Source organism: Paraburkholderia gardini (genome assembly GCF_907164545.1).
Lineage (GTDB): Bacteria > Pseudomonadota > Gammaproteobacteria > Burkholderiales > Burkholderiaceae > Paraburkholderia > Paraburkholderia gardini.
Map to the genome: position 1 here is coordinate 1 of NZ_CAJQZB010000004.1, position 24,686 is coordinate 24,686.

General features: G+C 63.0%; 28 protein-coding genes. 20 read left to right on the forward strand and 8 right to left on the reverse strand.

Annotated features, from left to right (window positions below):
- The 3 genes from LPA37_RS04475 to LPA37_RS04485 all read right to left on the reverse strand — a co-directional run.
- Positions 1 to 1,361 (reverse strand): cation:proton antiporter (locus LPA37_RS04475; RefSeq protein ID WP_229011761.1); only part of this gene is annotated, 1,361 nt, incomplete at its 3' end.
- Between the two features lie 102 nt (positions 1,362 to 1,463).
- Entirely contained in the window at positions 1,464 to 1,865 is a 402-nt protein-coding gene (locus LPA37_RS04480) for a DUF3175 domain-containing protein (RefSeq protein ID WP_229011762.1), read from the reverse strand.
- 25 nt (positions 1,866 to 1,890) lie between these two features.
- On the reverse strand, positions 1,891 to 2,421 hold the full coding sequence (locus tag LPA37_RS04485) for a PRC-barrel domain-containing protein (RefSeq protein WP_229011764.1): 531 nt from the start codon (positions 2,419 to 2,421) through the stop codon (positions 1,891 to 1,893).
- Positions 2,422 to 2,816: 395 nt separating this feature from the next.
- Between LPA37_RS04485 and LPA37_RS04490 the strand changes: the two genes are divergently transcribed.
- From LPA37_RS04490 to LPA37_RS04500, 3 genes are all read left to right on the forward strand, one after another.
- Positions 2,817 to 3,368 carry a DUF4142 domain-containing protein gene (locus tag LPA37_RS04490; RefSeq protein WP_229011767.1) on the forward strand — a complete coding sequence of 184 codons (552 nt, stop codon included), beginning with the start codon at positions 2,817 to 2,819 and terminating at the stop codon, positions 3,366 to 3,368.
- Positions 3,365 to 3,709 (forward strand): DUF1488 family protein, encoded by a 345-nt coding sequence (locus tag LPA37_RS04495; protein WP_229011769.1) that lies wholly within the window; start codon positions 3,365 to 3,367, stop codon positions 3,707 to 3,709. The genes LPA37_RS04490 and LPA37_RS04495 overlap by 4 nt, the downstream gene beginning before the upstream one ends.
- A 62-nt stretch (positions 3,710 to 3,771) precedes the next feature.
- Entirely contained in the window at positions 3,772 to 4,347 is a 576-nt protein-coding gene (locus LPA37_RS04500; protein WP_229011770.1) for a hypothetical protein, read from the forward strand.
- A gap of 124 nt (positions 4,348 to 4,471) precedes the next feature.
- Here the strand turns inward: LPA37_RS04500 and LPA37_RS04505 are convergent, their stop codons facing one another.
- A complete protein-coding gene (locus LPA37_RS04505) occupies positions 4,472 to 4,708 on the reverse strand; it encodes a hypothetical protein (RefSeq protein WP_228982097.1) in 237 nt (78 codons plus the stop codon).
- Positions 4,709 to 5,043: 335 nt separating this feature from the next.
- Between LPA37_RS04505 and LPA37_RS04510 the strand changes: the two genes are divergently transcribed.
- Positions 5,044 to 5,493 (forward strand): PA2169 family four-helix-bundle protein, encoded by a 450-nt coding sequence (locus LPA37_RS04510; protein WP_229011772.1) that lies wholly within the window; start codon positions 5,044 to 5,046, stop codon positions 5,491 to 5,493.
- 197 nt (positions 5,494 to 5,690) lie between these two features.
- Here LPA37_RS04510 and LPA37_RS04515 read toward each other — a convergent pair whose 3' ends face one another.
- On the reverse strand, positions 5,691 to 6,029 hold the full coding sequence (locus LPA37_RS04515; protein WP_229011775.1) for a BON domain-containing protein: 339 nt from the start codon (positions 6,027 to 6,029) through the stop codon (positions 5,691 to 5,693).
- 496 nt (positions 6,030 to 6,525) lie between these two features.
- On the opposite strand from LPA37_RS04515, the gene LPA37_RS04520 reads away from it, so the two are divergent.
- Positions 6,526 to 8,010, forward strand: coding sequence for an RNA polymerase factor sigma-54 (locus LPA37_RS04520; protein WP_229011777.1), 1,485 nt, complete (start codon positions 6,526 to 6,528; stop codon positions 8,008 to 8,010).
- 234 nt (positions 8,011 to 8,244) lie between these two features.
- Entirely contained in the window at positions 8,245 to 8,958 is a 714-nt protein-coding gene (cuyB, locus tag LPA37_RS04525; protein WP_229011779.1) for a cysteate racemase, read from the forward strand.
- 56 nt (positions 8,959 to 9,014) lie between these two features.
- On the opposite strand, the gene LPA37_RS04530 is transcribed toward cuyB, so the two are convergent.
- Entirely contained in the window at positions 9,015 to 9,395 is a 381-nt protein-coding gene (locus LPA37_RS04530; RefSeq protein ID WP_228982105.1) for a DUF2917 domain-containing protein, read from the reverse strand.
- Positions 9,396 to 9,671: 276 nt separating this feature from the next.
- Complete coding sequence (locus tag LPA37_RS04535; protein WP_229011780.1) at positions 9,672 to 10,346, reverse strand: HAD family hydrolase; 675 nt, start codon at positions 10,344 to 10,346, stop codon at positions 9,672 to 9,674.
- A gap of 800 nt (positions 10,347 to 11,146) precedes the next feature.
- Between LPA37_RS04535 and LPA37_RS04540 the strand changes: the two genes are divergently transcribed.
- The 6 genes from LPA37_RS04540 to LPA37_RS04565 all read left to right on the forward strand — a co-directional run bounded on the left by LPA37_RS04540 (position 11,147) and on the right by LPA37_RS04565 (position 17,608).
- Positions 11,147 to 12,055, forward strand: a complete 909-nt coding sequence (locus LPA37_RS04540; protein ID WP_229011782.1) for an STAS domain-containing protein — start codon at positions 11,147 to 11,149, stop codon at positions 12,053 to 12,055.
- A gap of 5 nt (positions 12,056 to 12,060) precedes the next feature.
- Complete coding sequence (locus tag LPA37_RS04545) at positions 12,061 to 12,420, forward strand: STAS domain-containing protein (RefSeq protein WP_228982109.1); 360 nt, start codon at positions 12,061 to 12,063, stop codon at positions 12,418 to 12,420.
- Between the two features lie 73 nt (positions 12,421 to 12,493).
- On the forward strand, positions 12,494 to 12,925 hold the full coding sequence (locus tag LPA37_RS04550) for an anti-sigma regulatory factor (RefSeq protein WP_228982255.1): 432 nt from the start codon (positions 12,494 to 12,496) through the stop codon (positions 12,923 to 12,925).
- Positions 12,910 to 13,977 (forward strand): SpoIIE family protein phosphatase, encoded by a 1,068-nt coding sequence (locus LPA37_RS04555; protein WP_229011784.1) that lies wholly within the window; start codon positions 12,910 to 12,912, stop codon positions 13,975 to 13,977. The genes LPA37_RS04550 and LPA37_RS04555 overlap by 16 nt, the downstream gene beginning before the upstream one ends.
- Complete coding sequence (locus tag LPA37_RS04560; protein ID WP_229011786.1) at positions 13,974 to 15,710, forward strand: ATP-binding protein; 1,737 nt, start codon at positions 13,974 to 13,976, stop codon at positions 15,708 to 15,710. The genes LPA37_RS04555 and LPA37_RS04560 overlap by 4 nt, the downstream gene beginning before the upstream one ends.
- Positions 15,707 to 17,608, forward strand: a complete 1,902-nt coding sequence (locus LPA37_RS04565; RefSeq protein WP_229011788.1) for a hybrid sensor histidine kinase/response regulator — start codon at positions 15,707 to 15,709, stop codon at positions 17,606 to 17,608. The genes LPA37_RS04560 and LPA37_RS04565 overlap by 4 nt, the downstream gene beginning before the upstream one ends.
- 30 nt (positions 17,609 to 17,638) lie before the next feature.
- On the opposite strand, the gene LPA37_RS04570 is transcribed toward LPA37_RS04565, so the two are convergent.
- Positions 17,639 to 17,938: a hypothetical protein gene (locus tag LPA37_RS04570; protein WP_229011791.1), complete on the reverse strand. Its 300-nt coding sequence runs from the start codon at positions 17,936 to 17,938 to the stop codon at positions 17,639 to 17,641.
- Between the two features lie 373 nt (positions 17,939 to 18,311).
- On the opposite strand from LPA37_RS04570, the gene LPA37_RS04575 reads away from it, so the two are divergent.
- From LPA37_RS04575 to LPA37_RS04610, 8 genes are all read left to right on the forward strand, one after another.
- On the forward strand, positions 18,312 to 18,623 hold the full coding sequence (locus LPA37_RS04575; RefSeq protein WP_228982118.1) for a hypothetical protein: 312 nt from the start codon (positions 18,312 to 18,314) through the stop codon (positions 18,621 to 18,623).
- Positions 18,624 to 18,770: 147 nt separating this feature from the next.
- A complete protein-coding gene (locus LPA37_RS04580; RefSeq protein WP_229011793.1) occupies positions 18,771 to 20,579 on the forward strand; it encodes an ATP-binding protein in 1,809 nt (602 codons plus the stop codon).
- A 144-nt stretch (positions 20,580 to 20,723) separates the two neighbouring features.
- Positions 20,724 to 21,812 (forward strand): acyl-CoA dehydrogenase family protein, encoded by a 1,089-nt coding sequence (locus LPA37_RS04585; RefSeq protein ID WP_229011796.1) that lies wholly within the window; start codon positions 20,724 to 20,726, stop codon positions 21,810 to 21,812.
- Between the two features lie 32 nt (positions 21,813 to 21,844).
- Positions 21,845 to 22,444 (forward strand): class I SAM-dependent methyltransferase, encoded by a 600-nt coding sequence (locus tag LPA37_RS04590; RefSeq protein ID WP_228982125.1) that lies wholly within the window; start codon positions 21,845 to 21,847, stop codon positions 22,442 to 22,444.
- Positions 22,441 to 23,094: a glycosyltransferase gene (locus LPA37_RS04595; RefSeq protein ID WP_229011798.1), complete on the forward strand. Its 654-nt coding sequence runs from the start codon at positions 22,441 to 22,443 to the stop codon at positions 23,092 to 23,094. The genes LPA37_RS04590 and LPA37_RS04595 overlap by 4 nt, the downstream gene beginning before the upstream one ends.
- 259 nt (positions 23,095 to 23,353) lie before the next feature.
- Positions 23,354 to 23,809, forward strand: coding sequence for a response regulator (locus LPA37_RS04600; RefSeq protein ID WP_229011800.1), 456 nt, complete (start codon positions 23,354 to 23,356; stop codon positions 23,807 to 23,809).
- Positions 23,810 to 24,129: 320 nt separating this feature from the next.
- A complete protein-coding gene (locus LPA37_RS04605) occupies positions 24,130 to 24,324 on the forward strand; it encodes a hypothetical protein (RefSeq protein ID WP_228982133.1) in 195 nt (64 codons plus the stop codon).
- A 20-nt stretch (positions 24,325 to 24,344) separates the two neighbouring features.
- Entirely contained in the window at positions 24,345 to 24,641 is a 297-nt protein-coding gene (locus tag LPA37_RS04610) for a hypothetical protein (protein WP_228982134.1), read from the forward strand.
- The last annotated feature ends 45 nt before the right edge of the window (positions 24,642 to 24,686 follow it).

Sequence of the window (24,686 nt, forward strand, 5' to 3'; positions counted from 1 at the left end):
CAAAAATAAACGGGGGGTTGGCGGGCGGTTTGGGCCGGCGGCTCCCGGGGGGGGCGCCGCGCACGGCGATACCAGCTCATCAGCGGCGTGGCCGACATGCCGTGCACGACCACCGACGCCGTCACGACAGCCAGCGCGAACGGTATGAGCGGCACCACGTCGTTCGCGCGACCTTCCTGCAGCGCCAGGGTCAGGTAATAGAACGAGCCGATGCCGCGAATGCCGAACCAGCTCATCAATCGTCGCTGCGGGTGGGATGCGCCCGATCCCACCAGCGACACTTCGACCGCCAGCGGCCGCACGACCAGGAAGAGCGCCGCGATCAGCGCGGCGCTCTGCCACGTGAAAAGCGGCCCATGCAGCGTCGCGAGGACGTTGCCGATGATCAGCATCATCGCGAGTTCGGCGATACGTTCCAGCTCGATCGTGAAGCCGAGCACGGATTCCGCCATAAACGCATGGGCCTTCTGCGGATCGGCGGCGGTCGCGGTGACATCGCCCGCCTCGACGGCACCGATGGTTTCCCGTGGCGATTGTCCGCCGCTTGCTCGATGCTCGACGCGACGCATCGAGACGCCCGCTGCAAAAACGGCGAGAAAGCCGAACGTATGTGCCAGTTGCGCGATGCCGTACGACAGCTCGATCAGCCCGAGCGCGAAAAAGGCTTCGAGGCCGAGGGCCTGCGCGTGACGCGTTCTTAACCACGTCACGCCGTGAGTGGTTACCCAGCCCAGCACGCCGCCCGTCGCGATCGCGCCGAAGATACCCCAAAGTGTGCTGCCGATGAACGTCCACGTGAACACGTCGGCGAAATTCGCGTTGTGGTTGGCGCATAACGCAAGGCCGAGCAGCGCGAACGGCAACGCGATGCCGTCGTTGAGGCCGCCTTCGCCCGAGAGCGAAAAACGCATGAGATCGACGTCGGCCGAGTCCTGGACCTGCACGTCGTGGGCGAGAACCGGATCGGTTGGCGCGAGAATCGCCGCGAGCAGCAGCGCCGGTCCCCAGCCGAGATGCAGTGCGTGGACGCCGAATAGCGTCAGGAGCGGCACCGTCACGAGCATGGCGACGAAGCCGAGCCGCAGCGGTATGGCCCACAACGCGTCGAAAAGCGGAACGCGCAGACGCAGGCCGATCGCGAACAGTGAAACCAGCAGCGCGACTTCGGTGATGATGCGCAGCACGCCGGCATCGACGATCACGTCCAGATGCAGCAGGCCGATCCCGGGCGGCCCGAGCCCGAGGCCGATCGCGAGATAGAACATCGCGGCGCTGCACGGCAGACGCTCGAACGTGGCTGCCGCGATGCCCATGAAGGCGAACACACCGCCGCCGACAAGAAACCAGATCGTTTCGTGCATGAGGTATCCGGTGAGGCAGCCTGACAACGCTGCCGTGCGGTTTTGCCTGGTGCGGGCCTGGCGGTATGGATCGCCGTATCGCGTGTATCGCGCGCGATGCAGTCAGGGCGCGCGGCCAAATGCCTCGCGTAGTTTGCGCTTTGCCGTCTGAAGCGTTGCGCGACGCGATTTCGGCAGATTACGCCCTGCGCGGTTGATATAGAAATTCAGCATCGACATCGCCGACTGGAACGGTGTGCCTTTGCGTCGTTTGCTACGTGTAGACGAGCGTTTTAGCGAGTCGGCAATCTCCTGCGCGCTGCCGGACCTGAAGATATCGTGCTCGATATCCATGGCGTCACTGGTTTCCATGACGTGATGCGACCAGCGTTTGCCGGCCTTGCCATTCCTGTGCGACGCAGCTTGCTTCGCACGATGCGCGGCGTGGGCCTGCGCATGGCGTTGCCTCGGTGGACGGCCCGAGCGGCTGCGTTTTGCCGGATGCCCTTTCTTTCTGGTGACCATGGAATGCCTCGTCGTAGTTTGACGATCAAAGCTTCACGCCACCCGCTTCCGGCGCGTTTGACGAGCCGGCCGGAATGTCGCCCACACCCACATCGTCGCGCGCACCGGGGTCGCCGCTAGCGCCGCGTTCATCGCTCCAGTATGGCGCGCGGCCATAGTACTGGTGAACGCTCGTGGCCCACGTGCGGTCCGCCATCGCGGGCCAGTGGTCCTTGTCGAAGCCCGGCGCATTCCTGACCTGCCCGGATGTGAGATTCAGCACGAAGCATTTGCGGTCGGTATCGAGCGTCAGTGCATTCCATGGAATCGCCAGCAGCTTGTCGCCGACGCCGAGAAAGCCGCCGCTCGACAGCACGGCATAAGCAATGCGTCCTCCCTGCACGTCGAGCATGATGTCCTTGATCTTGCCGACGTCGTCGCCATCGGCGCTGAGCACGGTGTTGCCGTCGAGCGTACCGGCGGCCATTACGTCGGGGCCCGGGCCGTCCGCGGTTTCGCGTCCACTGCCGACGATGCGTGCTCCGGCGCCGGTGCCGGGCTGATTGCGCGTATTCATGAAGCGTCTCCCTGAAAAGCAAAGATTGGATCGCGAGGCGGAACCCCGGGCGAACGGCGCCATGGCCGCATCAATGTTCAGCAAGGGATGTACCCATCAAACACTTTCGACACGCATCGAGTGAATTTCCCCATACCTGTGAGGACATTGCGCCGGCCTGAACGTGCTCTCAGGAGCATCGCAACAATTGCATTGCCATGCGCACAAGTTGCAAGCGCTGGACGTGATGCGTCGCCGCAAAGCGTATCCACGCGCTTTTACTTGCCGGGCACACCTTTTGCGGGGTTCCGTGCTGAGGCTGCAGGACGATCAGCCGGCATTCGACAAAACGCGGATTGCGCAGTCAAGCCGGCGCACGGCAGCGTGACGGGACGATCTGGAACAGGAGAAATCGCATGACATTCCAGCATTCAATGCGCGCGATGGTGGTGGCAACCGGGATCGCGATGACGATGCCTGCTGGCGTCGTTCACGCGCAGACGAGCGAACCGGCGGCGGCACAGACGAAATTATCGGCGGCCGATCAGCAGTTCGTGCAGGACGCTTCGCAGGCCGGTGCCACGGAAATCGCCGCCAGCAAGCTGGCGTTGAAAAATTCGAACGACCCGCAGGTCAGGAAATTCGCTTCGCAGATGATCGTCGATCACACGAAACTGGCCCGGAACCTTGACATCGTTGCCGAGAAAAAAGGCCTGAAATCGCCACCTTCGGCGGATTCGGCAGTCATAGGGAAGTTGCAGGGCCTCAAGGGAGCCGGTTTCGATCAGGCCTATATCGCCGACGTGGCCGTGGGCGGCCATCAGAAGGCGGTCGAACTGTTCCGGAAGGAAAGCGAAAGCGGCGCCGATCCGCAATTGAAGGCGGCTGCCACGAAGGCGCTGCCGGTGATCCAGCACCATCTTGCGATGGCGCAGCAACTGGGCAATGCGAAGAAGAGCACATCATGAGTGCGATTCTGTCGAGGGCCGCCTGGGAGGACGCGAACATGACCATCACTTTTTCCGATGATCCGCCGGTCTTCGACGGCGCAAACCTCGCGGTGCGCTTTACCGCGGCCGTCGACGGGCAACCCGTTGCGTGCGTGATCACGGCGGAAGCACTTGAAGACCATTTTGGCGCAGACTCTCCTCTGGAAGACTCGCTTTTGAAGGCATTCCAGCGCGGACGCGCGCGGATCCGTTCCGTGTGCGCCGAGGCGCTCGATCAGAACGGCGGCGAAAGCGTCGTTTTGCACAGCGGGCTTTTCCGGGTCGAGGGAATGGAGCCGGATCGCGGGCTGAAGGCATAGCACCCTGTGTGAACCCGCGACGGCAACTGCGCACACCATCTGCAAAGATGAAAGGAGGCGTCATGTCACTCATTGTCGCAGGACGTTTTACGACTTTTCCGGCCGCCGAGGCGGCCGCGCAACGGCTCTTCGCGAACGGCTTCGTCGAGGAGGACGTCACGCTGTTTTTCGTGAACCCGCGCGGGCAGCATGCGCGCTATCCGATTGGCGGCGATCAGGACGATGATCCGGGCGCGCGCGATGCGCCGAAGGGCGCAAGCAAGGGTGTAATGATCGGGGCCGTCGTCGGTGCGATTGTCGGAGCCGGGCTTTTCGCGGTGTTTCATGCGCCGCTGCTTGTCTCCGTGATTGCAGCGGGCGTGGGAGCGTATATCGGTTCGCTCATTGGCGCCATGTCGCATACACGGGAAGGAAACCGGCACGGCCATCCGTCGCATCACGAAGAGCGCGATTCCGGCGTGCTGCTGGCGGTACACGTATCGCCGGATACGCAACTGCAGGCGGCGCGCGTACTGCGCGAATGCGGCGGCAGTACGATCGAACGCGCGACAGGCCGCTGGCAGCAGGGCCGTTGGGCCGACTTCGATCCGACAAGGACGCCAACACCGGTCAGCGAGTTGAACGAGCGGGGCGCGTGAGCATGGATCTAGCCGCTTCGATGCTTAAGCGTAAAGGCGTCAGAAAAGAAACGGCCTGGAAATTTTCCAGGCCGTTTTTCAGGCGCTTTCATCGATAGTCACACACGTTCCTGTCTCGATCCGTCTAGACCCAGAGCGCCGACCCGCGACGCGGTTGCGGTGTAGTCCCTTCCACGCGCTGTTCGTTCTGCGTCGACTCGCACGCAGCGGGCACAATGCCCGATTGCTGGATTGCGTTACAGCTCATCGCCTGCGTGGCGGGTTGCGGGGCGGTGTCGAATGTATTGAGCCGAAGCTCCATGACAGCCGCTGACGTCACGAGCGCGGTGAACACCAGAAACGCCGCACGTTTGCTTCTCATGTTTTTCTCCCTGACCTGTCGATCCTGCATGCCGTTGTTTTTATCGGTTGATGTTCCGTCGTCGATGCAGGACGGAACATGCGGATACGTTGGATTAAGCAAACACCGCGCCATCCGGCTGATTCACGGATGAATGGCGGAAAACGCCCTGTTTACGCGGGTTTTCGCGTTACAGGAAGACATGGACGCGGCCTGAGCGCCGGCTCGTCCGGCAACTTTTACGCGGCTGGATGACGTTCCGCGCCGGTCGCCGGGCGGGTACGCCACATGCGTCTCCATGAGTGACCGCAAGTACATCGCGGCAACTGTTTTCAACCAGACTTAAGGAGCGTTACATGGCTACGAACGTTGTTTCCGAACTGAATGATCTGGTCGAGACTTCGAAGGACGGCGAGAAGGGCTTTCGCAAGGCTGCGGAAGACGCCCACGATTCGCAGCTGAAATCGCTGTTCGCCAGTCGCGCCGATGACTGCGCACGCGGCGCACGCGAATTGCAGGACACGATCCAGCAGCTCGGCGGCAAGCCGGATACTGGCGGTTCGGTGACAGGTGCGCTGCATCGGGGCTGGGTCGATCTGAAGTCGGCGGTAAGCAGCCGTGGCGATCATCAGATTCTGGCCGATTGCGAAAAGGGCGAGGACGCCGCGAAGAAGTCTTACCACGACGCCCTCGAAAAAGATCTGCCGGCTGATGTTCGCGCAATCGTGGAGCGGCAATATCAGGGTGTATTGCAAAATCACGATCGTATCCGCGATCTGCGCGATCAGTATGCGGCGCGCAAGTAGCCACTTGAAGTGAAGCGGACTAAACGGGGGCGAAGGATGTCGGGTAGCGGGAGCTTTCCTGCTGCCCGATTTAATTTGTGCGGGTGCGTGTTGCATGCGCATGCCCTTCATGCATTGACGAAAACGCCTTGCCGTAAACGCAAGAAGCCGTCCGCGATTTTTCGCGGACGGCTTCTTCGGCCGAACCTCGACGCGGCTTATTCGGCCCCGACCTTCAGATGGTTCTTGACGCCCTTGACGCCGTCGACCTGATTCACGACATCTTCAGCGGCGGTCTTGTCTGCCGCCGAGGGCACCGTTCCCGTCAGCCACACGACGCTCTTTTGCGTCTTCACATGGATGTGGGTCGACTTGACGTTCTTGCTCGCGAGCAGATCCGCCTTGACCTTGGTGGTGATCGTCGTGTCATCGACGTGGGCTCCCATCGATTCCGACACGCCGGCCGGTGCCGACGCAGTCGACTGTGCATTCGCGTTCAGGGCAAATGCGATACAGGCGACGCTGCCTGCGGTCTTGAGGAACTGGATCGTTTTCATGGATTTCTCCTTTCGGGTGGTTGAAGAGTGCTGCGGTCTTGTTGCCTGTGCGGTCGATCGCGGCCATTGCCGTTGATGACACGCCTGGGGAGAGTGGCCGCATGACGGTTCCGTCAGCCCCGTGGTCGACATCGAATGCGCTGCTGGCATCCGTCCACCATCAGGGAAGCGCAAGCCGTGTGCCACACCGCGTCATCCCGCGGCGTGTCGGGCTACAGGCGCGACTGGACGGGGGTGCGACATGAAATGAACCGGGCAGGATGCGTGCTGAAACAGACTTGCCCGCCGGCCCGGATTTTTCCGGCCGCTTGTAAAAATGGCGTGCGAGGGAGTCTGACAACACCCGAAAAACATCGCTCGCGAGGATCAAATCGCTGTAAAAACAGCGCCCTGTGAAATCTGGTACGGCGATTGCTCTATTCAGACCAACGACAGTGCCCGAATGCGATCTGCTTCGGGTATTCGAACCAGAATCTTCAAAAGGGATCGCACTACAATGCCGCCTTCAATCGAGCTACGCACACGACAGTCACTTGCGCTGACCCCTCGCCTTCAGCAGTCGGTCAGGCTCCTGCAACTGTCCTCGCTCGAGTTCCAGCAGGAGTTGCGCACGGCACTCGATACCAATCCGTTCCTTGAATACGACGCATCGCAAACGGAAGATGTCGCGCTTGCCGCAGAAAGCACGGGCGAGGCAACGCAAGCTTCCGGCGAGCCGGTATCGGCCGGCGCGGAAACCGCCGCCGATGCGCCGGTGTCAGGCAGCGCGGATGCGTCACCGCACGACGAGCCGGCGGGTGAGTACAGCGGCGACTACAGCGCCGATTCATTCGGCCGGGGCTCGTCGCGTTACAACGGCGACAGCGAAGGTAGCGATCCCGCCGACTGGGCACGTTCACAGCCCTCGTTGCACGAACAGCTTCACGATGCGCTGCGTCTCCATCCGCTGAACGAACGCGATCGCGAAGTCGCGCGCCTGATCATCGAGTCGCTCGATGACGACGGCTATCTGCGTCAGGACCTCGCCGATCTTGCCGACGTGTTCGATGTCGAACCGGAACTGACCGAGCACGAACTGCTCGTCGCGCTGCGGCTCGTGCAATCGCTGGACCGGCCGGGCGTCGGTGCACGTTCGCTGTCGGAATGTCTGAAGCTGCAACTCGATTGCATGGATAGCGACACACCGGGCCGCGACGTCGCGATTCAGATCGTCGAGCATCATCTTGAGCGGCTCGCGCGCCGTGAGCAGGCCGAGTTGCAAAAGCAGACCGGCTGCAGCGCCGACGAACTGCGCATCGCGTGTGCGCTCGTGCGCAAGCTCGACCCGAAGCCCGGCAACTACTATGGCAACGCGGAAGACAACTACGTCGTACCAGACGTAATCGTGCGTCAGGTTCGCAACAAGTGGGTCGTGTCGATCAATCCGGCCGTGATGCCGCGCGCGCGGATTCATCGCCGGTATGCGGAGCTCTTCGCGCAATCGGCCGGCACGAGCCGCTCGCCGCTCGCGCAGCAGTTGCAGGAAGCGCGCTGGCTGATCCGGAATGCGCAGCAGCGCTTCGATACGATCCAGCGCGTCGCCGAGTGCATCGTGGCCCATCAGCGCGCGTTCTTCCAGTACGGCGAGATTGCGCTCAAGCCGCTCGTCCTGCGCGACGTCGCCGATGAACTCGGTCTGCACGAATCGACGATCTCCCGCGCGACGGGTAACAAATATATGGCGACGCCGCGCGGTATTTTCGAGTTCAAGCACTTCTTCCCGCGCGAACTCGGCACGGAAAGCGGCGGGACCTGTTCTGCTGCGGCGGTACGCGCGCTGCTCAAGGAAATGATTGCCGCGGAAAATACCCGCGATCCGCTTTCGGACGTCACGCTCGCGCGGATGCTGGCCGACCAGGGCGTGCTCGTCGCGCGCCGGACGGTGGCGAAATACCGGCATCTGATGAAGCTGCCGCCCGCGGAATTGCGTCGCCAGATGTGAGACTGCTGCAAGGTCACGCTGGACGCTGGAAAGGTCTCTTCGCGAGACCTTTTTTCATGGGCCGCGCCGCCTCATGGTTTAGCCTGGCCCCCGGTTCTACCATGCCCTTGACTGTGTTAAACCGGCGGTTCTGCGTTATGCTGCGCACGCCTGTCACGCTGCTGTGCGGGCGATGCCGCGGCTGTTCCAGGTCCTGTCCGGGCCGCGTCCATTGAAGTCACTGGAGGCTCAGGGATGGCACTCATCGGCGTTCTCGGCGGGATGGGCCCGCTTGCGACGGTCGACTTCATGGAGAAGGTCGTGCGCCTGACGCGCGCCGCCTGCGATCAGGAGCATCTGCCGCTGCTGGTCGCCAGCCTGCCGCACATTCCCGACCGTTCGCTCGCGATTCTCGATGGCGGCGAAGACCCGCTGCCTGCCATGCTCTCGGGTATCGACCTGCTCAACCGCAATGACGTTGGCGTGATCGCGATTCCGTGTAATTACTGGTATGCGCAACTGCAGGCGCGCAGCGCCGCGCCGATCCTGCATATCGGCGAAATCTGCGTCAACGCGATTCAGGATCCCGCGCAGCGCGTCGCCATCCTGGGCACAAGCGGCACGATCGCGGCGGGTTTCTATCAGGAAGCGCTCGCCGCTCGCGGAATTACACCGGTTGTCCCGGACGAAGTCGCGCAGGCGCGCCTCGACGCGAGCGTCAGGGCCGCAAAGGCAAACGACATCGATGAAGCCACGGTCCAGCTTTCCGCCGCGCTCGCGATCCTGATTGCGCAGGGCGTGCGTGCAGCCGTCATGGCCTGCACTGAAATTCCGCTGGCCGCGCGCAATCTGTCCGCGCCGCCGGTCACACTGATCGACAGCACACTCGAACTCGCACGGGCCACCGTTGCGTTCGCGGTTGCACGCGGCTGGAATGCGCCCCGGCAGACTGTGCCGGATCGCATTTAAGCGGTGTGCAATCCGCTGGCGAATGCCGCTCCTGAGGCACATCCCGGCGTGCTTCGTCACCAGAGCGCGAACATCGGCTGCCGCGCCCACTTCCAGCGGATGTGCCGGCGCCGGGCGAGATGCATCGTCAGCACCACATCGGCGTCGGGCCGCACGCCGGTCGTTGCGTGCGCATCGATATCGCCGGTCACCCACACGCGCTCGCCGCGCGACAGACGCAAGGTCTCGCCTGGCTTGAGCCAGTAGTCCCACTGGTCGCCGGCACGCGTCACCCACAGCCGTGCGCCAGCCGAAGACACGACCGCATCGCGGCGAATCTTCAACGTCACCGTCTCGCCTGCCGCGACTGCAAACTGAACCACATAGCGGCGCTGTTCCTGCATATCGTCCGTGCCACGCGCTAAAGCGCGCCGTTGCTGGCTGCTCTCGTCCATCATCGTCTCCGTCTGAATGCCGGCGCAACGGGGACGTATACAAAGAAAAAGGCCCCGTCGTTTCCGGCGGGGCCCTGGGGATTCTGCGTGTATCGATGAATCTAGCGCACGCGTCCTGACCAAAGCCCGCCGTTGATGGCGTGAATTGGGTGATTAATCGCGTTCGCGATACACAGGAGCATAGGCATGTCGGTGAGTGTCTTCGGAGGCGAATGTCCTGTCAAGAAATTATTGAGACGAAATTTATTGAAACGAGATGACGCATGCGATGCGTGCCTCTCACGGACGCGCGGCAACTTCATCCAGATGCAGCAGCAGATCGCGCGGATCTTCATAAACGCGTAGCGCACCCGAGCGTTCGAGTTCGTCGAGCCCGTAGCCCCCCGACAGCAGGCCGACGCCAAGCGCGCGACAGCGACGCGCGGCGAGCATGTCCCAGATGCTGTCGCCGACGACGACGGATTGTTCAATCGGCACGCCAAGGCGCGCGGCTGCCGCGATGAACAGATCGGGATCGGGTTTCGCGTACTTGACGTCGTCGCGCGTGACGACCACTTCCCTTGACGGATCGACGCCCAGTGCTTCGAGATTGACGGCCGCTGTTTCCATGCGACCGCTTGTGGCGATTGCCCAGCGCGTGCCGGTCTGCGTCAACGTCGCGAGCAGTTCGCGTGCGCCTGGCAGCGGGCAGACCTGGGCGCGCAGCCGCTTGTACGCTTCTGCATGCGTGCGACGCAGGCGGTCGACACGTTCCTGACTGATATCGCCGCCTGTTTCGCGCAGCAACTGGTTGGTGAAGAGGCCGCCGCTCATGCCGATCTTGCGATGGATGCGCCACACCGACAGTTCGATGCCTTCGGCGTCGAGTGCTTCTTTCCACGCAAGGACATGCTGATACACGCTGTCGACCAGTGTGCCGTCGAGGTCGAACAGGAAGGCCGTTTCCATTCGCATGGGGCGTCTCCAGGGGCAGATGGGAAATGCGTTCAACGATGTGCACACGCAGCGCGTCGTTTGACGCGCGGTCCAGTATCGAACGGATTGTGCGGCACGGCAAGAAGCGAAAGACGCCATGTAACGCGCGCCTGCCGTGTGAGGCATGCATCAAGCGGGTAAGCGCCGGACGCGCACGTGGAAGTCTTGCCGGCAACAGGTAAAAGAGACGCGCCCGCGCCAGAAAAATACGCCAGGGAGTGCTGTTTTCCCATGCGTACGAGCGCCGCAACGCCTTGTCCATCGAGGGACAAGGCAATAAAGGCACACTTTTTGCTGACTGTTTGACACGGGCTTTCTCCACGATATCGGGGAAGCAAGCCGAAAACAGTAAAGAAGGGAGGAGAGATCATGCCTTACATCCTTGGCTGGTTCCTTGGTGTACCGGTTGTCGTTCTGGTTGTGCTCTATCTGATTTTTCACTAGGCGCTTTTCTTTACTTGCGCATCGACAGTCCTGGCAGCTTTAGCCGGTTGCAGGTTCACCCTGACATAACCACTAGCGGTCGTCCTGGAACCTGAGCGTGCAATCCGGTTCCCGCCCCGGTCGTGGCTAACCTGCCGCGCTTGACTTCGTTCGTCACGCGCGGCGATTTCGCGCATGCCCACGCACGCAGGAAAGACTCCACACAAGCGCTGGCGCATGTTCAATGCAGAACCGCTGTGCTATTGTCGGCGGCAGTGAAGCATGTCAATCAGATCGGGCCTGCAGCGCGCAAAGATGCTCATGCATGGTCGATATAAGGACTAAAGGATGGCCTCATGAACACAATCGGCGGCGCGCGACTGGCCGGGATTTTCTCCGACAATCAGGCCAGGTTGCTGTCGGAGTGGATGAGTCAGCACTATGCGTCGGTGGCGCGTCGTGGGCTTGTGGACGAAGCGCAGTTGCGCAACCAGTTTTCCCGGTTCGTTGCGCTTCTCGCACCGGCCTTCGCCGCGTCGACATCCACTGAAATCCAGCAGCCCGCGTGGGCCGAAGTCCGCGGTTTCCTCGCCGATTTTTCCGCACAGCGCGCCCGCCAGGGCTTCACACCCGCGGAGACCGCGCGCTTCGTCTTCTCGTTGAAACAGCCGCTGTTCGCCGTGCTGCGCGAGAACCTGGCGAGCGAACCCGCTGCGCTGGCCGATCTCACGTGGTCGATCAGCACACTGTTCGATGAACTTGGCCTCTATACCACCGAGGTGTTCCAGGCGAACCGTGAGCAGGTCATCGTGCGCCAGCAGCAGGAACTGCTCGAACTGTCGACGCCGGTCGTGCAACTGTGGGAAGGCATCGTCGCGCTGCCGCTGATCGGCACGCTCGATTCGGCGCGAACCCAGGTCGTGATGGAAAGCCTCCTGCAGAAAATCGTGGATACCGGCGCGGCCATCGCCATCATCGATATCACCGGTGTGCCGACCGTCGATACGCTCGTTGCGCAGCATCTGCTGCGCACCGTCGCCGCCGCGCGGCTGATGGGGGCGGACTGCATCATCAGTGGCATTCGTCCGCAGATTGCGCAGACCATCGTGCATCTCGGCGTAAACCTCTCCAACGTGGTGACCAAGGCCACGCTCGCCGATGCGTTCGTGATCGCGCTGAAACGTTCGGGCAAGTCGGTGGCGACACCCGCGGACCTCGCTGCCGAACCGTCGAACGGGACGGCCGGCATGCAGTCCCTCCGGTAGCCGCGATGGAGCGCATTCCGATTCTGCGCATGGGTAACAACCTGATCGTGACGATTCAGGTGGACATGCATGACAGCCTTGCGATGACGTTGCAGGACGATCTGATGAACCGCATCGTCAAGGATCGCGCGAGGGGCGTGCTGATCGACATTTCCGGCCTCGACGTGGTCGACTCGTTCATCGGCCGGATGATCAGCAACACCGCGGCGATGGCGAGCGTGCTCGACGCACGCACCGTGGTGGTCGGCATGCAGCCGGCTGTCGCCATTACCCTGGTCGAACTGGGGTTGACGCTCACCGGCGTGCGCACGGCATTGAATGTGGAAAGAGGCATGGCGCTTCTCGCGGACGGGGAGTGGACATGACCATCGGGAACAGTGCGTGCCTACCCTCCACGATGCGGCGTAGCGATTCATGAATCACGTCGACACGGGGGCAATGAGTGGCGACACCGCGCGCGAAGCCAGCGCGCCACAGCAGATCCTGCCGATCACCAACGACGGGCAGATCGTACGTCTGCGTCAGTATGTGCGTGAACGGGCCGTCGAGCAGGGTCTTTCGCTGGTCGACCAGACGAAGCTCGTGACCGCCGCGAGCGAACTCGCACGCAACACGCTGATGCATGGCGGCGGCGGCGAGGCGCAGTGCGATGTGCTCGAACGCAACGGACGCCGTGGTGTGCGCCTCGTGTTCGTCGACCGGGGGCCGGGCATTGCCGACATTTCCCGCGCGCTGACCGATGGCTTTACGTCGGGCAACGGTCTCGGTCTCGGGCTCGGCGGCGCAAGACGACTGTGCGATGAGTTCGATATCCGTTCCACGCCCGGCGAGGGAACGACAGTGACGATCACGAAATGGAAGCCCTGGTGAACGACAGCACGACGGCGCAGCAGCAGTTTCTGGTCGCCGATACCAGCCAGATCGCCCACGTGCGACGCAGCGTGGGCGATCTCGCGCGGGGGCTGGGCTTTGCCGAAACGGCGGCCGGGCGTGTTGCGATTGTCGTCACGGAATGTGCAACGAACATTCTCAAGCATGCGGGTCACGGTGAACTGCTGGTGCGACGCCTCGCGTTTGCTCAACCGCATTCGACGCAGGTTCGCATCGGCATCGAAATTCTCGCGCTCGACAAAGGCCCCGGCATTCGTGATCTGCAGGCGTGTTTCGAAGACGGCTACACGACAGCGGGTAGCGCGGGCAGTGGCATGGGCGCAATCCAGCGGCAGTCCGACGAACTCGATATCTGGAGCCAGCCCGGCCACGGCGTGGCGATGCGCGCCGTACTATGGGGCGACGATGCCCGGTCTGCGCAACCGGCTGGCCCGTTCGAATACGGCGTCGTGAATCTGCCTGTCGCCGGTGAAACGTTGTGCGGCGACGCATGGGGCGTGGCGTCGACCGACGAAGGGGTGACCATCATGGTGGCCGACGGCCTCGGTCACGGTCCACAGGCGAATGCGGCTTCGGTGGCCGCGGTGCGGGTGCTGAACGGCTACGCGCGGCTGCCGGTCGTCGAGATCATGGACCGCGTGCATGATGCGCTTCGGTCCACACGTGGCGCGGCAATTGGCATCGCGCGCTTCGACGGCGTGGGCGGCAAGCTGCATTTCGCGGGCGTCGGCAACGTCTCGGCGATCGTGAAGCAGAACGACGGCACCCGGCGGCAGATGATGTCGCACAACGGCATCGTCGGCCACAATATGCGCCGCGCGCAGGAAGTCGACGCGTCGTGGTCCGCGCACTCGCAACTCGTGATGCACTCGGATGGTCTGCTCACGCGGTGGGATATCGATCACTACCCGGGGCTTGCGTTGCACCATCCTTCGCTGATCGCGGGCGTGCTGTATCGCGACTGCACGCGCGGTCGCGACGACGTCACGGTTCTGGTGGCGCGTTCGCGCGCGCGGGCGGCGCTGTCATGACGCTGCCGATCCTCACGCTGCCCGTCGACACCGGACAGGACCTGGTCGCGGTGCGCCGGCGTGCGCACGAGATCAGTTCAGCGCTCGGTTTCGGACAGCAGGACTGCGTGCGTGTCGCAACCGCCGTGCTCGAAATTGCCCGCAATGCGCTCGCGCACGCGAACGGCGGGCGCGTGTCGTTCGAAGTCGAAGGCGACGCGCTTCCGCAACTGTTGACGGTGCGTGTGGTGGATGCCGGGCGGGGCATGCCGGACCCGGCGAGCCAGCCGGCGGGCGAAGGCCTCGTTGCCGCGCAGCGCCTGATGGACCAGTGCGTGGTCGATTCGACACCGGGCGCCGGCACGACCGTGATCCTCAGGAAGACGATGCCTGAGCGCGCGCCGGTTGTCACGGCCGAAACAATCGAGGCGCTCACCGCGCGCTTCGGCGAACTCGAAGGCAAGTACACGTACGAAGAATTGCAGCGGCAAAACCGCGAACTGCTCGCAGCGCTTACTGATCTTCATGAGCGTCAGGACGAGCTCACGCGGCTCACGCGCGAACTCGCGGATACGAATCGGGGCGTCGTGGCGCTCTATGCGGAACTCGACGAGCGAGCCGATCACCTGCGTCGCGCGGACAACATGAAGTCGCGCTTTCTCTCGAACATGAGCCATGAGTTTCGTACGCCGCTTTCGTCGATCCGCGCGCTGTCGAAACTGCTGCTCGAGCGTATCGACGGCGAACTGACAATCGAGCAGGAAAAGCAGGTGCGTTTTATCCGCAAGGCCGCGGATGATCTCTCCGAAATCGTCAACGACCTGCTCGATCTCGCGAAGATCGAGTCGGGCAAGATCGAGATTCGCGCCGCGGAATTCGAAATCGACGCGCTGTTTTCCGCGTTGCGCGGCATGATGCGCCCGCTTCTCACCGAGGCGCCGGTTGAACTGATCTTCGATTCGTGCGCCGACTTCCCGCCGCTTTACACCGACGAAGCAAAAGTCGCGCAGATCCTGCGCAACTTCATTTCGAACGCGCTGAAATTCACGGAGCAGGGCGAAGTGCGTGTCAGTGCCGTGTATCACGGCGACAGCAAGATGGTCACGTTCTGCGTGGCCGATACCGGCATCGGCATCGCACCGGAACACCTGCAGCTGATCTTCGAAGAGTTCGGCCAGGTGGAGAACCGTCTGCAAAATGCGGTGAAGGGCACGGGCCTTGGTCTGCCGCTGTGCGGAAAACTGTGCGCGCTGCTGGGCGGCTCGATCGGCGTCGACAGTACCGAAGGGCGCGGCTCGGTCTTTTCGGCCACACTGCCCATGTCCTTCGGCGACGCGGCGCAGGACGCCGTCGAACGCGAAACGATGACGATCGAACCGGGCAGGCGCCCGGTGCTCGTTATCGAAGATGAGCCGGAAGTGCGTCTTCTGTATGAAAGCTGGCTGCGCAATACGGATTATCAGGCGATCTCCGTGAAGAACCTGCGCGAAGCGGACCAGATGATGAAGGTCATCACGCCGCACGCGATCGTGCTCGATCTGCTGCTGGGCGAAGACGATACGTGGCACTGGCTCGCGGAACTGAAAGCGGGAGAATACGGGCAGCGTATTCCGATCATCATCGCGACGGCGGTCAACGAGAGGGCGAAAGGCAAGTCGCCTGGCGCCGATGCGTATCTTTTGAAGCCGGTTACGCGTAGCGAACTGGTGTCGTCCATCGACCGCCTTGTCGACCCGCAGGAGGAGGACGTATGAGCGATCCACGTCCGAGCCTCATCCTCAATGTCGATGATAACGAAGGTGCGCGTTACGCGAAAACGCGCATCCTGCAGCGCGCGGGCTTCGCCGTGCTCGAAGCGGCGACGGGTCACGAGGCGCTCAGCAAGGTGCGCGACGCGTCTCCCGAACTCGTGCTGCTTGATGTGAAACTGCCGGACATCAACGGGCTCGAAGTGTGCCGGCGCATCAAGACCGACCCGGAAACGGCGTCGACGCTCGTGCTGCAGACCTCGGCCGCGGCCGTGCACAGCATCGACAAGGTGCGCGCGCTCGATGGCGGTGCCGACAGCTATCTGACGGAACCGATCGAGCCACCCGAACTGATCGCGAACGTGCGCGCGCTGCTGCGCGTCAGGCACGCGGAAAACGCACTGCGCGAAAGCGAGGAGCGCTTTCGCCAGATGGCGGAAAACATCGAAGACGTCTTCTGGATGCTCGACCCGATGACCGACGAACTGCTCTATGTGAGCCCGTCGTATCACCGCGTGTGGGGCCGCGACGCGGTAATACCGAAAGCGGGCGCGAAGCACTGGTCCGACGACGTGCATCCGGGCGACGAAGTGCGCATCGCGGCAGCGTACCGCGCGCTTCTCGCCGAAGGCACGTTCGAGGAGGAGTACCGCATCGTGCGTCCCGACGGCGCTGTGTGCTGGGTGAGCGAACGGGGTTTTCCGGTACGCGACGCGCATGGCCGTATCTATCGTCTTGCGGGCATCGCCAGCGACATTTCCGAGCGCAAGCGCAACGAACTGCTGTTGCGCGACGCCGATCAGCGCAAGGACCAGTTCCTCGCGATGCTGGCGCATGAACTGCGCAATCCGCTTGCGCCGATCCGCAACGCGATCGAACTGATGCAGGTCGACCGTCTGCGTTCGGCGGAGACCTTCGACAGTGCACGCGCCATCATTTCGCGTCAGGTGACTCATTTGAGCCGGCTTGTCGACGATCTGCTCGACGTATCGCGTATCACGCAGGGCAAGATCACGCTCAAGCATGAGCCTGTCGAAATGACGGCGGCCGTTTCGACGGCGCTCGAAACGGTGCAGCCCGCGATCGCGAAGAAGCAGCACGACATTTCGATCCATCTGCCGGATGCACCGCTTTATGTATCCGGCGATGCCGTGCGGATCTCACAGGTGATCGCCAACGTGCTGTCGAATGCGTGCAAGTACACGCCGGAACACGGCGAGCTTTCCGTGACGGTGACGCATGTGGACGGCAACGTGAAGATCACGGTCAGGGACAATGGCGTCGGTATTCTGCCGGACATGCTCTCGCGTGCGTTCGAACTGTTCGTGCAATCCGAAAACTCGCTTGAGCGCTCCGAAGGCGGGCTCGGCATCGGTCTGCCGCTCGCGCGAACACTGGTCGACCTGCATGGCGGCACCATCGAAGCGTTTTCGGCGGGGCTTGGGCAGGGCAGCGAATTCGTCGTGATGTTGCCGCTGCTGCCCGCCGATCAGGTCCCCATGGTTTCGGTACCCGCGGAGATCCGTGAGGCGCCGCATGCGCGCCGCCTGCTGCTGGTCGACGACAGCGTCGATGCAGCGGAGGCATTGTCGTTGTTGCTCGGAACGCTTGGGCACGACGTGCGGACCGCGAACGATCCATGGACCGCGCTCGAACTCGCCGATACGTTCGATCCGCAGGTGATCATTCTCGATATCGGATTGCCCGGCATGGACGGCTTCGAGCTTGCCCGCACGATGCGCGGCAAGCCCAGGACGGCAGGCGCGCTGCTGATTGCGCTCACGGGTTACGGCCAGGAGCGTGATCGCCAGCTCTCACGCGAGGCCGGTTTCGACCATCACTTCGTGAAGCCCGTGTCGGTTAACGAAATCCAGGCAGTGATCGAGCGCGCGGCTAGCAGCTAGCAGCGTCTGACCGCTCACCGCGTTCCCGGTTCACAGCAAGATCGACAGCGTGATGGCGAACCAGACGGCCGTCATGCCCGCGACGAACATCCTGCGGGCGACGCGTATTTTCACGTCGCTGGTCTCGGGTTCCACCGGGCTCGTCGCCATCCACGGAACGAGGCCGAGGCACGCGAAACCCGCCAGCGCGAAGCCGACCACGAAGACGTGTGAGACCGCCCAGCGCGAGTCCTCATGGACGCCCCAGTAGCCTAAAAACACGATGCCGATGGAGAACACGGTCGAGGCCGCTGAACTGAGTGCCACGACCGATCCGGTTGGGCTTGGCATGCGCTACCTCCTTCGTCGGGGCATCCGGGTCCAGCGATTCTACGTCATGGACGGCTTCGCGCTTCGCGCTGCCCGACGAAAGACGGGTTGCACGGACGTCGTTCCTGCAACCCGTTGCACTACGAAAAGACGCTTCGGGATCGCGCGGACCCGCGGGCGTGAACGATCCCGCCCGGGAGCGGGCTCATGATCGAAATGCATGATCTTTTCGGTTCCCGCAATCCGGGCTGGCAAGGCAACCGCCGCTGTTGCATCAGCCCATCAGATTTTTATGTACCGTTTGCGCGAGTGCCTGTATGAATGTACAGTGTTGCGATCCTTTAGCCGGCACCGCATCAGTCAGGGCGCGGCCGGTCCCCGCTGGAGAGCTTTCTTGCGCACATTCATCCTGCCGGTAGCGTTGTTGGGCATCGCGTCGAGCGCGTATGCCGCGGAGCGGTACGTCGAGGTCTGGAACCCGCCTGAAGCGCAGACCGCGCCCGCGAAACCCGGCACGCGGAAAAAGACCGGCCACCGGTCCGCAGCCAGAAAGCCGTCGCCGACCATCGCGAAGAAAGTCACCGATCCGGCCGCGAGCAATGCGGGCGCGGCTTCCGCCGCACCGCGCGTGAAGGTTCGCCCGATCGATCCGAACACGGATATTCCTCGCAAGATCGGGCCCGACGGGCACGTGCTGCGCGTCTGATTTCACGGCAATTCGCGTTGCAAAAAAGCCGGGGCGACAACCGGTTTCACTGGGTAGGTAAAAATGCGGCGGGTCGCGCGACAGGTGTCGGTGCGGCACGGGGATTGCTGAATTCTGGCCACACTTCGTCACCGATCTGGGGCCCGGATGAATCCCGCCAATTCCCTGGTAAATCAGCGCATCGAGCACGCTCGCGTCGCTGGCGTGCTGGCAACCGGCGCGTTCCTGCAACGCCCCGCGCGAGTTGCCGACCATCTCGCCGAAAACAACCTGCTGATCACGCTCATTCGCGCGCTAACTGGCTCGCCGGATGTGTTGCTGCCATCGTTCGCGCAATCCGCGCTCAGGTCGTGCAGGGCTGGCAGCGCCGGCATCAGTCTGCTGGAAGACACGTCCGCACCCGATGCCGCGTTCAGATGGGTCGCGCTCGCCGGTCAGTGCGATGTCCTTGCCGGCAGCCGCACGCGGCGCGACGAATGTCCATGCGGCATCACCCTCGATCTGGATACGCCGCAGCTATTTGTGCGTCCGCAGCATTTCTTCGCGTGCCTGCGTGACGCACAACCGGAAATCGTCGAAATGCTGGTCGTGCCGATTCCGGCCGGTGAGGGTCCGCATGGCGCGATGTGGGTGATCTCTCATGATCCGGGCCGCACATTCGATCCGGAAGATGCGCGTCTGCTCACGGATGTCGCGACGCTCGCGGGCGCGGCGCTGACGCATCTGAACGCACGGCGCGTCGCCACGGACGAAGCCGCCGAAGCGCAAGCCGCGCGTGCGCAGCTGGAGGAAGCCGAGATGCGGCGCGAAGAATTCATCGCGATGCTCGGACATGAACTGCGCAATCCGATGTCGCCGATCGAAAGCGCCATCGGCGCATCGAAACATTTGTGCGCGAGTAACGATGAAGCGCTGGGCGTGCTGAACGTCGCCCAGCGGCAGATGCGTCACCTGCGCACACTCGTCGACGATCTGCTCGACGCGGCGCGCCTGAAGCACGGCAAGATGGCGATCCGGCACAGCAACACATCGCTCAATGAAATCGTCTTCGATGCGGTGACGGCTGTGAATCATCACGTCGAGGCACGCAAGCACGTGCTGACGCTACATGGTATGGACGAACCCGTTTATGTCCGCGCGGACCATGTGCGCATAAGCCAGGTACTCGGCAATCTGCTTTCGAACGCGGCGAAATACACGCCGGTGGGCGGCCATATCGAACTCACGGTGGAGCCTTTGCCCGAGGAGCCTTCCCCGGGTGGCGGCGCCAGGCAGGATCAGTACGGCGTCGTGGTGATCACGGTGACGGACGACGGCATCGGCATCAGTCCCGAGATGTTGCCGCATATGTTCGATCTTTTTGCGCAGTCGCCATCGAGCAGTGCGCGCGCGGAGGGCGGACTTGGCATTGGGCTCGCGGTGGCGAAGCGGATGGTCGAACTGCATGCCGGCACGATCGCGATCAGCAGCACGCGCGGGAAAGGCACGACCGTGACGCTTCGTCTGCCGATCCTCGATCGCACGCGTTCCGCGCTGGAGCCTTCGCGATCCGAAACGACGCCGATGCCGGCACCCGCCCGGCTCCTGCTCGTGGATGACAACCGCGACGCGCTCGAAGCACTGAAAACGCTGCTGGAGGTACAGGGCCACGAAGTGGTCGCGGTCGACAACGGGCAGGAAGCCGTCGAATTGATGCGCTCATGGCGGCCGGAAGTAGCGGTGGTCGATGTCGGCATGCCGGGGATGGACGGCTTCGAAGTGGCGCGCGCGATCCGCTCACATGTGGAACTGGCCGGCATCATGATCGTCGCGTTGACAGGCTACGCATCGGAGTCGGACAAATCGCGCGCGCTCGCAGCCGGTTTTCACTACCACCTGACGAAACCGCTGTCGATGGACAAGCTGAATTACCTTCTGTCGCATCGAAGCGGCGGCATGATCCAGGGGCTCGTCTAGTCGGTCTCTTTTACACCCGGAGATCACGACAGGCGCATATCCGGTCGGGCATGCGGTTTGCCTCTCAGGCATGAGCGCCGTTGCGACATCGCTGTCCAGACGTACAGGCGCATTGTCCTAACCGCCCGTTGCCCGGAGAGCGAAATGTCTGATATGCCAGTAGCGCCCGCCGCGCACGACACACTTCACACGGGCCTTCCCGATTTCGAAAACGAGCCAGCTGCCAGATTTGCTTCGCTCGAACGCTTCCTTGCCGATGTCCGGTTCGATGCGGGCTCTGCCACCGACCTCGGCGATGTGTTGTGCGCGATGATCGAGCGCGGACTCGACCGGTTGCCGCTACCCGGGCAAGGTGCGACGCTGATGCGCTGGCGCGCGCTCGCGGCTGTCGCGGCGCGCGATCTCGGACTTGTCAAATTCTACGAAGGGCACACCGACGCGTTCGCGATACTGGCCGAACTGCACGGCCCGGCTGCGCGGTCCCGGAGCCTTTGGGGCACGTGGGCTGCGGAGCCACCCGATGCGAAAGTCGTGGCGAGCGCGGTGAGCGAAGGCGTGCTGCATCTGCATGGCACGAAGGCGTGGTGTTCCGGCGCCGGGGTCGTCAGCCATGCGCTGGTCACGGCGTGGCTCGACGATGCGCCGGTGCTTGCCGCAGTCGATCTGCAGCAACCGTCGATATCGATGTCTTGCGAAAACTGGCATGCCGTGGGCATGCAGGCAAGCGCGAGTGGCGACGTGCGCTTTGACGGCGCCCGTGCGATGCAGGTGGGCGGCGCACACGACTACGTCGTGCGCCCGGGTTTCTGGCACGGTGGCGGGGGCGTCGCCGCATGCTGGTACGGCGCCGCATGCGGCATTGCCAATGTGCTGGGCGAAGCCGTGATCAGGCGATCCGATCCTCACGCGCTTGCGCATCTCGGCGCGGTCGATGCTTCGCTTGCCGGTGCCGGCGCGGTGCTGCGCGAAACCGCAAACTTCATCGACGCCCATCCCGAAGCGAACGCGATGCGCGTTGTGCTGCGCGCGCGGCTCGCTGTCGAGCGCGCGGCTTCTACCGTGATGACGCATGCCAGTCGCGCCCTCGGTGCGGGGCCGTTGTGTCGCGACGCGCGCCTGGCCCGCCTGATGGCGGACCTTCCTGTCTTCCTGCGCCAGAGTCACGCGGAGCGCGATCTCGCGTCGCTTGGGAATACGTATGTCGACGATCCCGGCCATGCGTGGCTGCTTTGAACCGTTCCCGCAGGGAACATCGGACGGACATCATGGCTTCGCCCGCGACTTACTTCGATGCGTTGTACCTCCACAGCGACGACCCGTGGAGCGTGCGCACGCGCTGGTACGAGCGCCGCAAGCGCCAACTCACGATGGCCTCGCTGCCGCGCGAGCGTTACCGGTGTGCGTTCGAGCCGGGTTGTTCCAACGGCGAGCTGAGCGCGTTGCTTGCCAGACGGTGCGACGCGCTGCTCGTTGTCGATCTCAGCGAATCCGCCATAGAGCTGGCGCGCGCACGGCTTGCCGATATGCCGACCGTACACGTCGAACAACGCAGCGTGCCGCGGGAATGGCCCGATCGTGAGTTCGACCTGATCGTCCTTGGCGAAATCGCTTACTACTTCGATGCAGGCGAACTCGAAACGCTCGCGCGGAAAATCCGCGCGACGTTGTCATCCGACGGAACGTTGATCGCCTGTCACTGGCGGCATCGATATGACGAAGCGCTGCAAACGGCGGAAGCGGCGCACGCATCGCTGCATGCGCTTTGCGCGATGCCACGCATCGTCCATCACGAAGAGCGCGATCTGATCCTCGACGTATGGACGACACACGGACGCTCGGTCGCAGAAGAGGAGGGCATCGCATGATCGGCGTTGTCATTCCCGCGCACAATGAAGAGGCGCTGCTCGCCGCGTGTCTCTCGACTGTCAGGGAAGCGGCCATGCATCCGGGGCTCGCGGGGGAAGAGGTCCGCGTCGTGGTCGTGCTCGATGGATGCACCGATTTTTCGGGCGTCATTGCGCATGGTTTCGGCGTCGATACGCTCGCGGTGAACGCGTGCAATGTCGGCATCGCGCGCGCGAGTGGCGCGTCGCATCTGCTCGATGCAGGCGCGCGCTGGCTGTCGTTCACCGATGCGGACAGCCGCGTTTCGTCTGCATGGCTCGTCGCGCAGTTGTCGCTGGGCGCGGACGCGGTATGTGGATCGATCAGCGTCGACGACTGGTCCACGCATCCGCCGTGCGTGCGCGAGTATTTTCGCAGTCGCTATATGGATGCCGACGGCCATCGTCACGTGCATGGCGCAAACCTGGGCGTCTCTGCAGACGCGTACCTGCGCGCAGGCGGCTTTCCGCCGCGCAAATGCAGCGAAGACGTGGTGCTCGTGGACCGGTTGATCGCAACGGGCGCCCGCATTGCATGGAGCGCCGCGCCGCGTGTGGTGACAAGCGCACGTATCGAAGCCCGTGCGCGGGGTGGGTTCGGCGACACGCTCACTCAATGGGCTGCGGGTTGAACGCACGTCATCGAAGATATTTTCATCTGACTGCCGTGCCGCAACGGTCTCGCACCGGCCCAACGAAGGGTTTTCCCTGAAGTGCTTTTTTGACACTTTATCGGGGTTCTCCCGATCCCCGTCAATGTTCATCCCTGTTGTGTTCGTTCTTTTGTCGCCTTACGCTGGTTTGAAGGGCTGATCAGCGTATGGGGCGTGGCCGGGTGCGTATCTTGCGCACGCAGCGTCAGCGCATTTTTGGCGTAGAGGGGAGAACAGGATGGTCGATCCGGGCGAGAGCGACGGAGACGATGTGGTGTTGTGGCGATCGTTCACGCGAGCGATGGCCGACCATCGTCGCGTGCTTGTCGTCGACGACTATCACGACGCCGCGGACGCCCTGCAGATGCTGCTCGACGCCGATGGGTTCGAGTGTCGCGCGGTTCACGATTCGCTCGACGTCTGCAGGATCGCGGGCGAATGGCAGCCATTCGCGGTGGTGCTCGATATCGCGATGCCCGGGCTCGACGGTCTCGAACTCGCACGCAGGCTGCGCGGCGACCCGCGGACTTCGCATATGCTGCTGATCGCCTGTACCGCGTTTGCATCGACCGAAGACAAGGCACGGGCCCGCGCCGCGGGGTTCGACGCGCATTGCGCGAAGCCGCTCACACCCGGGCGCATCATTCGCGTTCTTGCGACGGCGGCGTCGAGTTTTTCACCAGACAGTCCCTGATGGATCCCCTCTTGCGAGGCACCGCAGGAAAAATTTGCGAGCGGCTTGTAATTTCCTCAGGGAATTTTTTCGTGCGCGACACCGGCATGTTTCGTCATGAATCCGTTGACCGCGTTGGCGCCCCTGGCCCGTACACGCGCTGCGCGCGCTATCGGCAGCCACGTTCGCGCGGTTAGCCCGGTGCCTGAAAACGGCCCGGGAAGGCACGTCCCTTGCTGTACTTCGTGTGTGCCTGCTTCATGTCCTTCAGGAGAAGGTCCGCCGGGCATTTCAGCCGGTCATACGGCACTCCTGCTCCTCAACGAATTCAGGAGAATCACATGAAACCCACTCCGGGAAATGTTTTGATCATCGCATCTCTATTCGCGCTGATGGTCGGTGCAAGCGGCTGCAAGCGTGCCGACACCAGCAGCGATACCGGCGCCACCGGTATGAGCAATTCCGCCAGCACGCCTGCGGCGGCAGGGGCTATGGGTGCGTCGGGGGCATTGGGAGCATCGGGTGCAAGCCAGTAATGCACCGCGCGGAGCAGATTATGGAATCGACCACGAAGGTCCACTACGAGACCAGTGTTTGCGGTGGCGACTTCAAGAACGTTCTCGAATGCTTTAAACGCTGGAAGCGCGAGCCCCTCGTATTTCGTCCCGGCCAGAACATGTTTGAAGGCAAGGAGGAAGTGCGCCGCGTATCGGAACGCGTATTTGGGAACGGCGAACTCGCGCAGAACACGCTCATGGAAATGTGCGATCCGTGCGCGCCCTACGCGCTGGCCGCCGAAATCCGCGACGACGAACGGGATATGTGGCTCGTCATGGCCGCTTACGCGGATTAGCGGCATACTGACACCTGAAGTTTTGCCCAGGGTCCGTCCGGAATT

Excerpts from the sequence above, each read along its gene's own strand:
- LPA37_RS04595 (WP_229011798.1), top strand. The coding sequence starts at position 22,441 with ATGATCGGCGTTGTCATTCCCGCGCACAATGAAGAGGCGCTGCTCGCC.
- LPA37_RS04500 (WP_229011770.1), top strand. The coding sequence starts at position 3,772 with ATGTCACTCATTGTCGCAGGACGTTTTACGACTTTTCCGGCCGCCGAG.
- LPA37_RS04495 (WP_229011769.1), top strand. The coding sequence starts at position 3,365 with ATGAGTGCGATTCTGTCGAGGGCCGCCTGGGAGGACGCGAACATGACC.
- LPA37_RS04555 (WP_229011784.1), top strand. The coding sequence starts at position 12,910 with ATGGAAGCCCTGGTGAACGACAGCACGACGGCGCAGCAGCAGTTTCTG.
- LPA37_RS04585 (WP_229011796.1), top strand. The coding sequence starts at position 20,724 with ATGTCTGATATGCCAGTAGCGCCCGCCGCGCACGACACACTTCACACG.
- LPA37_RS04605 (WP_228982133.1), top strand. The coding sequence starts at position 24,130 with ATGAAACCCACTCCGGGAAATGTTTTGATCATCGCATCTCTATTCGCG.
- LPA37_RS04580 (WP_229011793.1), top strand. The coding sequence starts at position 18,771 with ATGAATCCCGCCAATTCCCTGGTAAATCAGCGCATCGAGCACGCTCGC.
- LPA37_RS04515 (WP_229011775.1), bottom strand. The coding sequence starts at position 6,029 with ATGAAAACGATCCAGTTCCTCAAGACCGCAGGCAGCGTCGCCTGTATC.
- LPA37_RS04485 (WP_229011764.1), bottom strand. The coding sequence starts at position 2,421 with ATGAATACGCGCAATCAGCCCGGCACCGGCGCCGGAGCACGCATCGTC.
- LPA37_RS04480 (WP_229011762.1), bottom strand. The coding sequence starts at position 1,865 with ATGGTCACCAGAAAGAAAGGGCATCCGGCAAAACGCAGCCGCTCGGGC.
- LPA37_RS04530 (WP_228982105.1), bottom strand. The coding sequence starts at position 9,395 with ATGATGGACGAGAGCAGCCAGCAACGGCGCGCTTTAGCGCGTGGCACG.
- LPA37_RS04570 (WP_229011791.1), bottom strand. The coding sequence starts at position 17,938 with ATGCCAAGCCCAACCGGATCGGTCGTGGCACTCAGTTCAGCGGCCTCG.
- cuyB (WP_229011779.1), top strand. The coding sequence starts at position 8,245 with ATGGCACTCATCGGCGTTCTCGGCGGGATGGGCCCGCTTGCGACGGTC.
- LPA37_RS04590 (WP_228982125.1), top strand. The coding sequence starts at position 21,845 with ATGGCTTCGCCCGCGACTTACTTCGATGCGTTGTACCTCCACAGCGAC.
- LPA37_RS04610 (WP_228982134.1), top strand. The coding sequence starts at position 24,345 with ATGGAATCGACCACGAAGGTCCACTACGAGACCAGTGTTTGCGGTGGC.
- LPA37_RS04505 (WP_228982097.1), bottom strand. The coding sequence starts at position 4,708 with ATGAGAAGCAAACGTGCGGCGTTTCTGGTGTTCACCGCGCTCGTGACG.
- LPA37_RS04520 (WP_229011777.1), top strand. The coding sequence starts at position 6,526 with ATGCCGCCTTCAATCGAGCTACGCACACGACAGTCACTTGCGCTGACC.
- LPA37_RS04560 (WP_229011786.1), top strand. The coding sequence starts at position 13,974 with ATGACGCTGCCGATCCTCACGCTGCCCGTCGACACCGGACAGGACCTG.
- LPA37_RS04545 (WP_228982109.1), top strand. The coding sequence starts at position 12,061 with ATGGAGCGCATTCCGATTCTGCGCATGGGTAACAACCTGATCGTGACG.
- LPA37_RS04490 (WP_229011767.1), top strand. The coding sequence starts at position 2,817 with ATGACATTCCAGCATTCAATGCGCGCGATGGTGGTGGCAACCGGGATC.
- LPA37_RS04565 (WP_229011788.1), top strand. The coding sequence starts at position 15,707 with ATGAGCGATCCACGTCCGAGCCTCATCCTCAATGTCGATGATAACGAA.
- LPA37_RS04540 (WP_229011782.1), top strand. The coding sequence starts at position 11,147 with ATGAACACAATCGGCGGCGCGCGACTGGCCGGGATTTTCTCCGACAAT.
- LPA37_RS04535 (WP_229011780.1), bottom strand. The coding sequence starts at position 10,346 with ATGCGAATGGAAACGGCCTTCCTGTTCGACCTCGACGGCACACTGGTC.
- LPA37_RS04600 (WP_229011800.1), top strand. The coding sequence starts at position 23,354 with ATGGTCGATCCGGGCGAGAGCGACGGAGACGATGTGGTGTTGTGGCGA.
- LPA37_RS04510 (WP_229011772.1), top strand. The coding sequence starts at position 5,044 with ATGGCTACGAACGTTGTTTCCGAACTGAATGATCTGGTCGAGACTTCG.
- LPA37_RS04550 (WP_228982255.1), top strand. The coding sequence starts at position 12,494 with ATGAGTGGCGACACCGCGCGCGAAGCCAGCGCGCCACAGCAGATCCTG.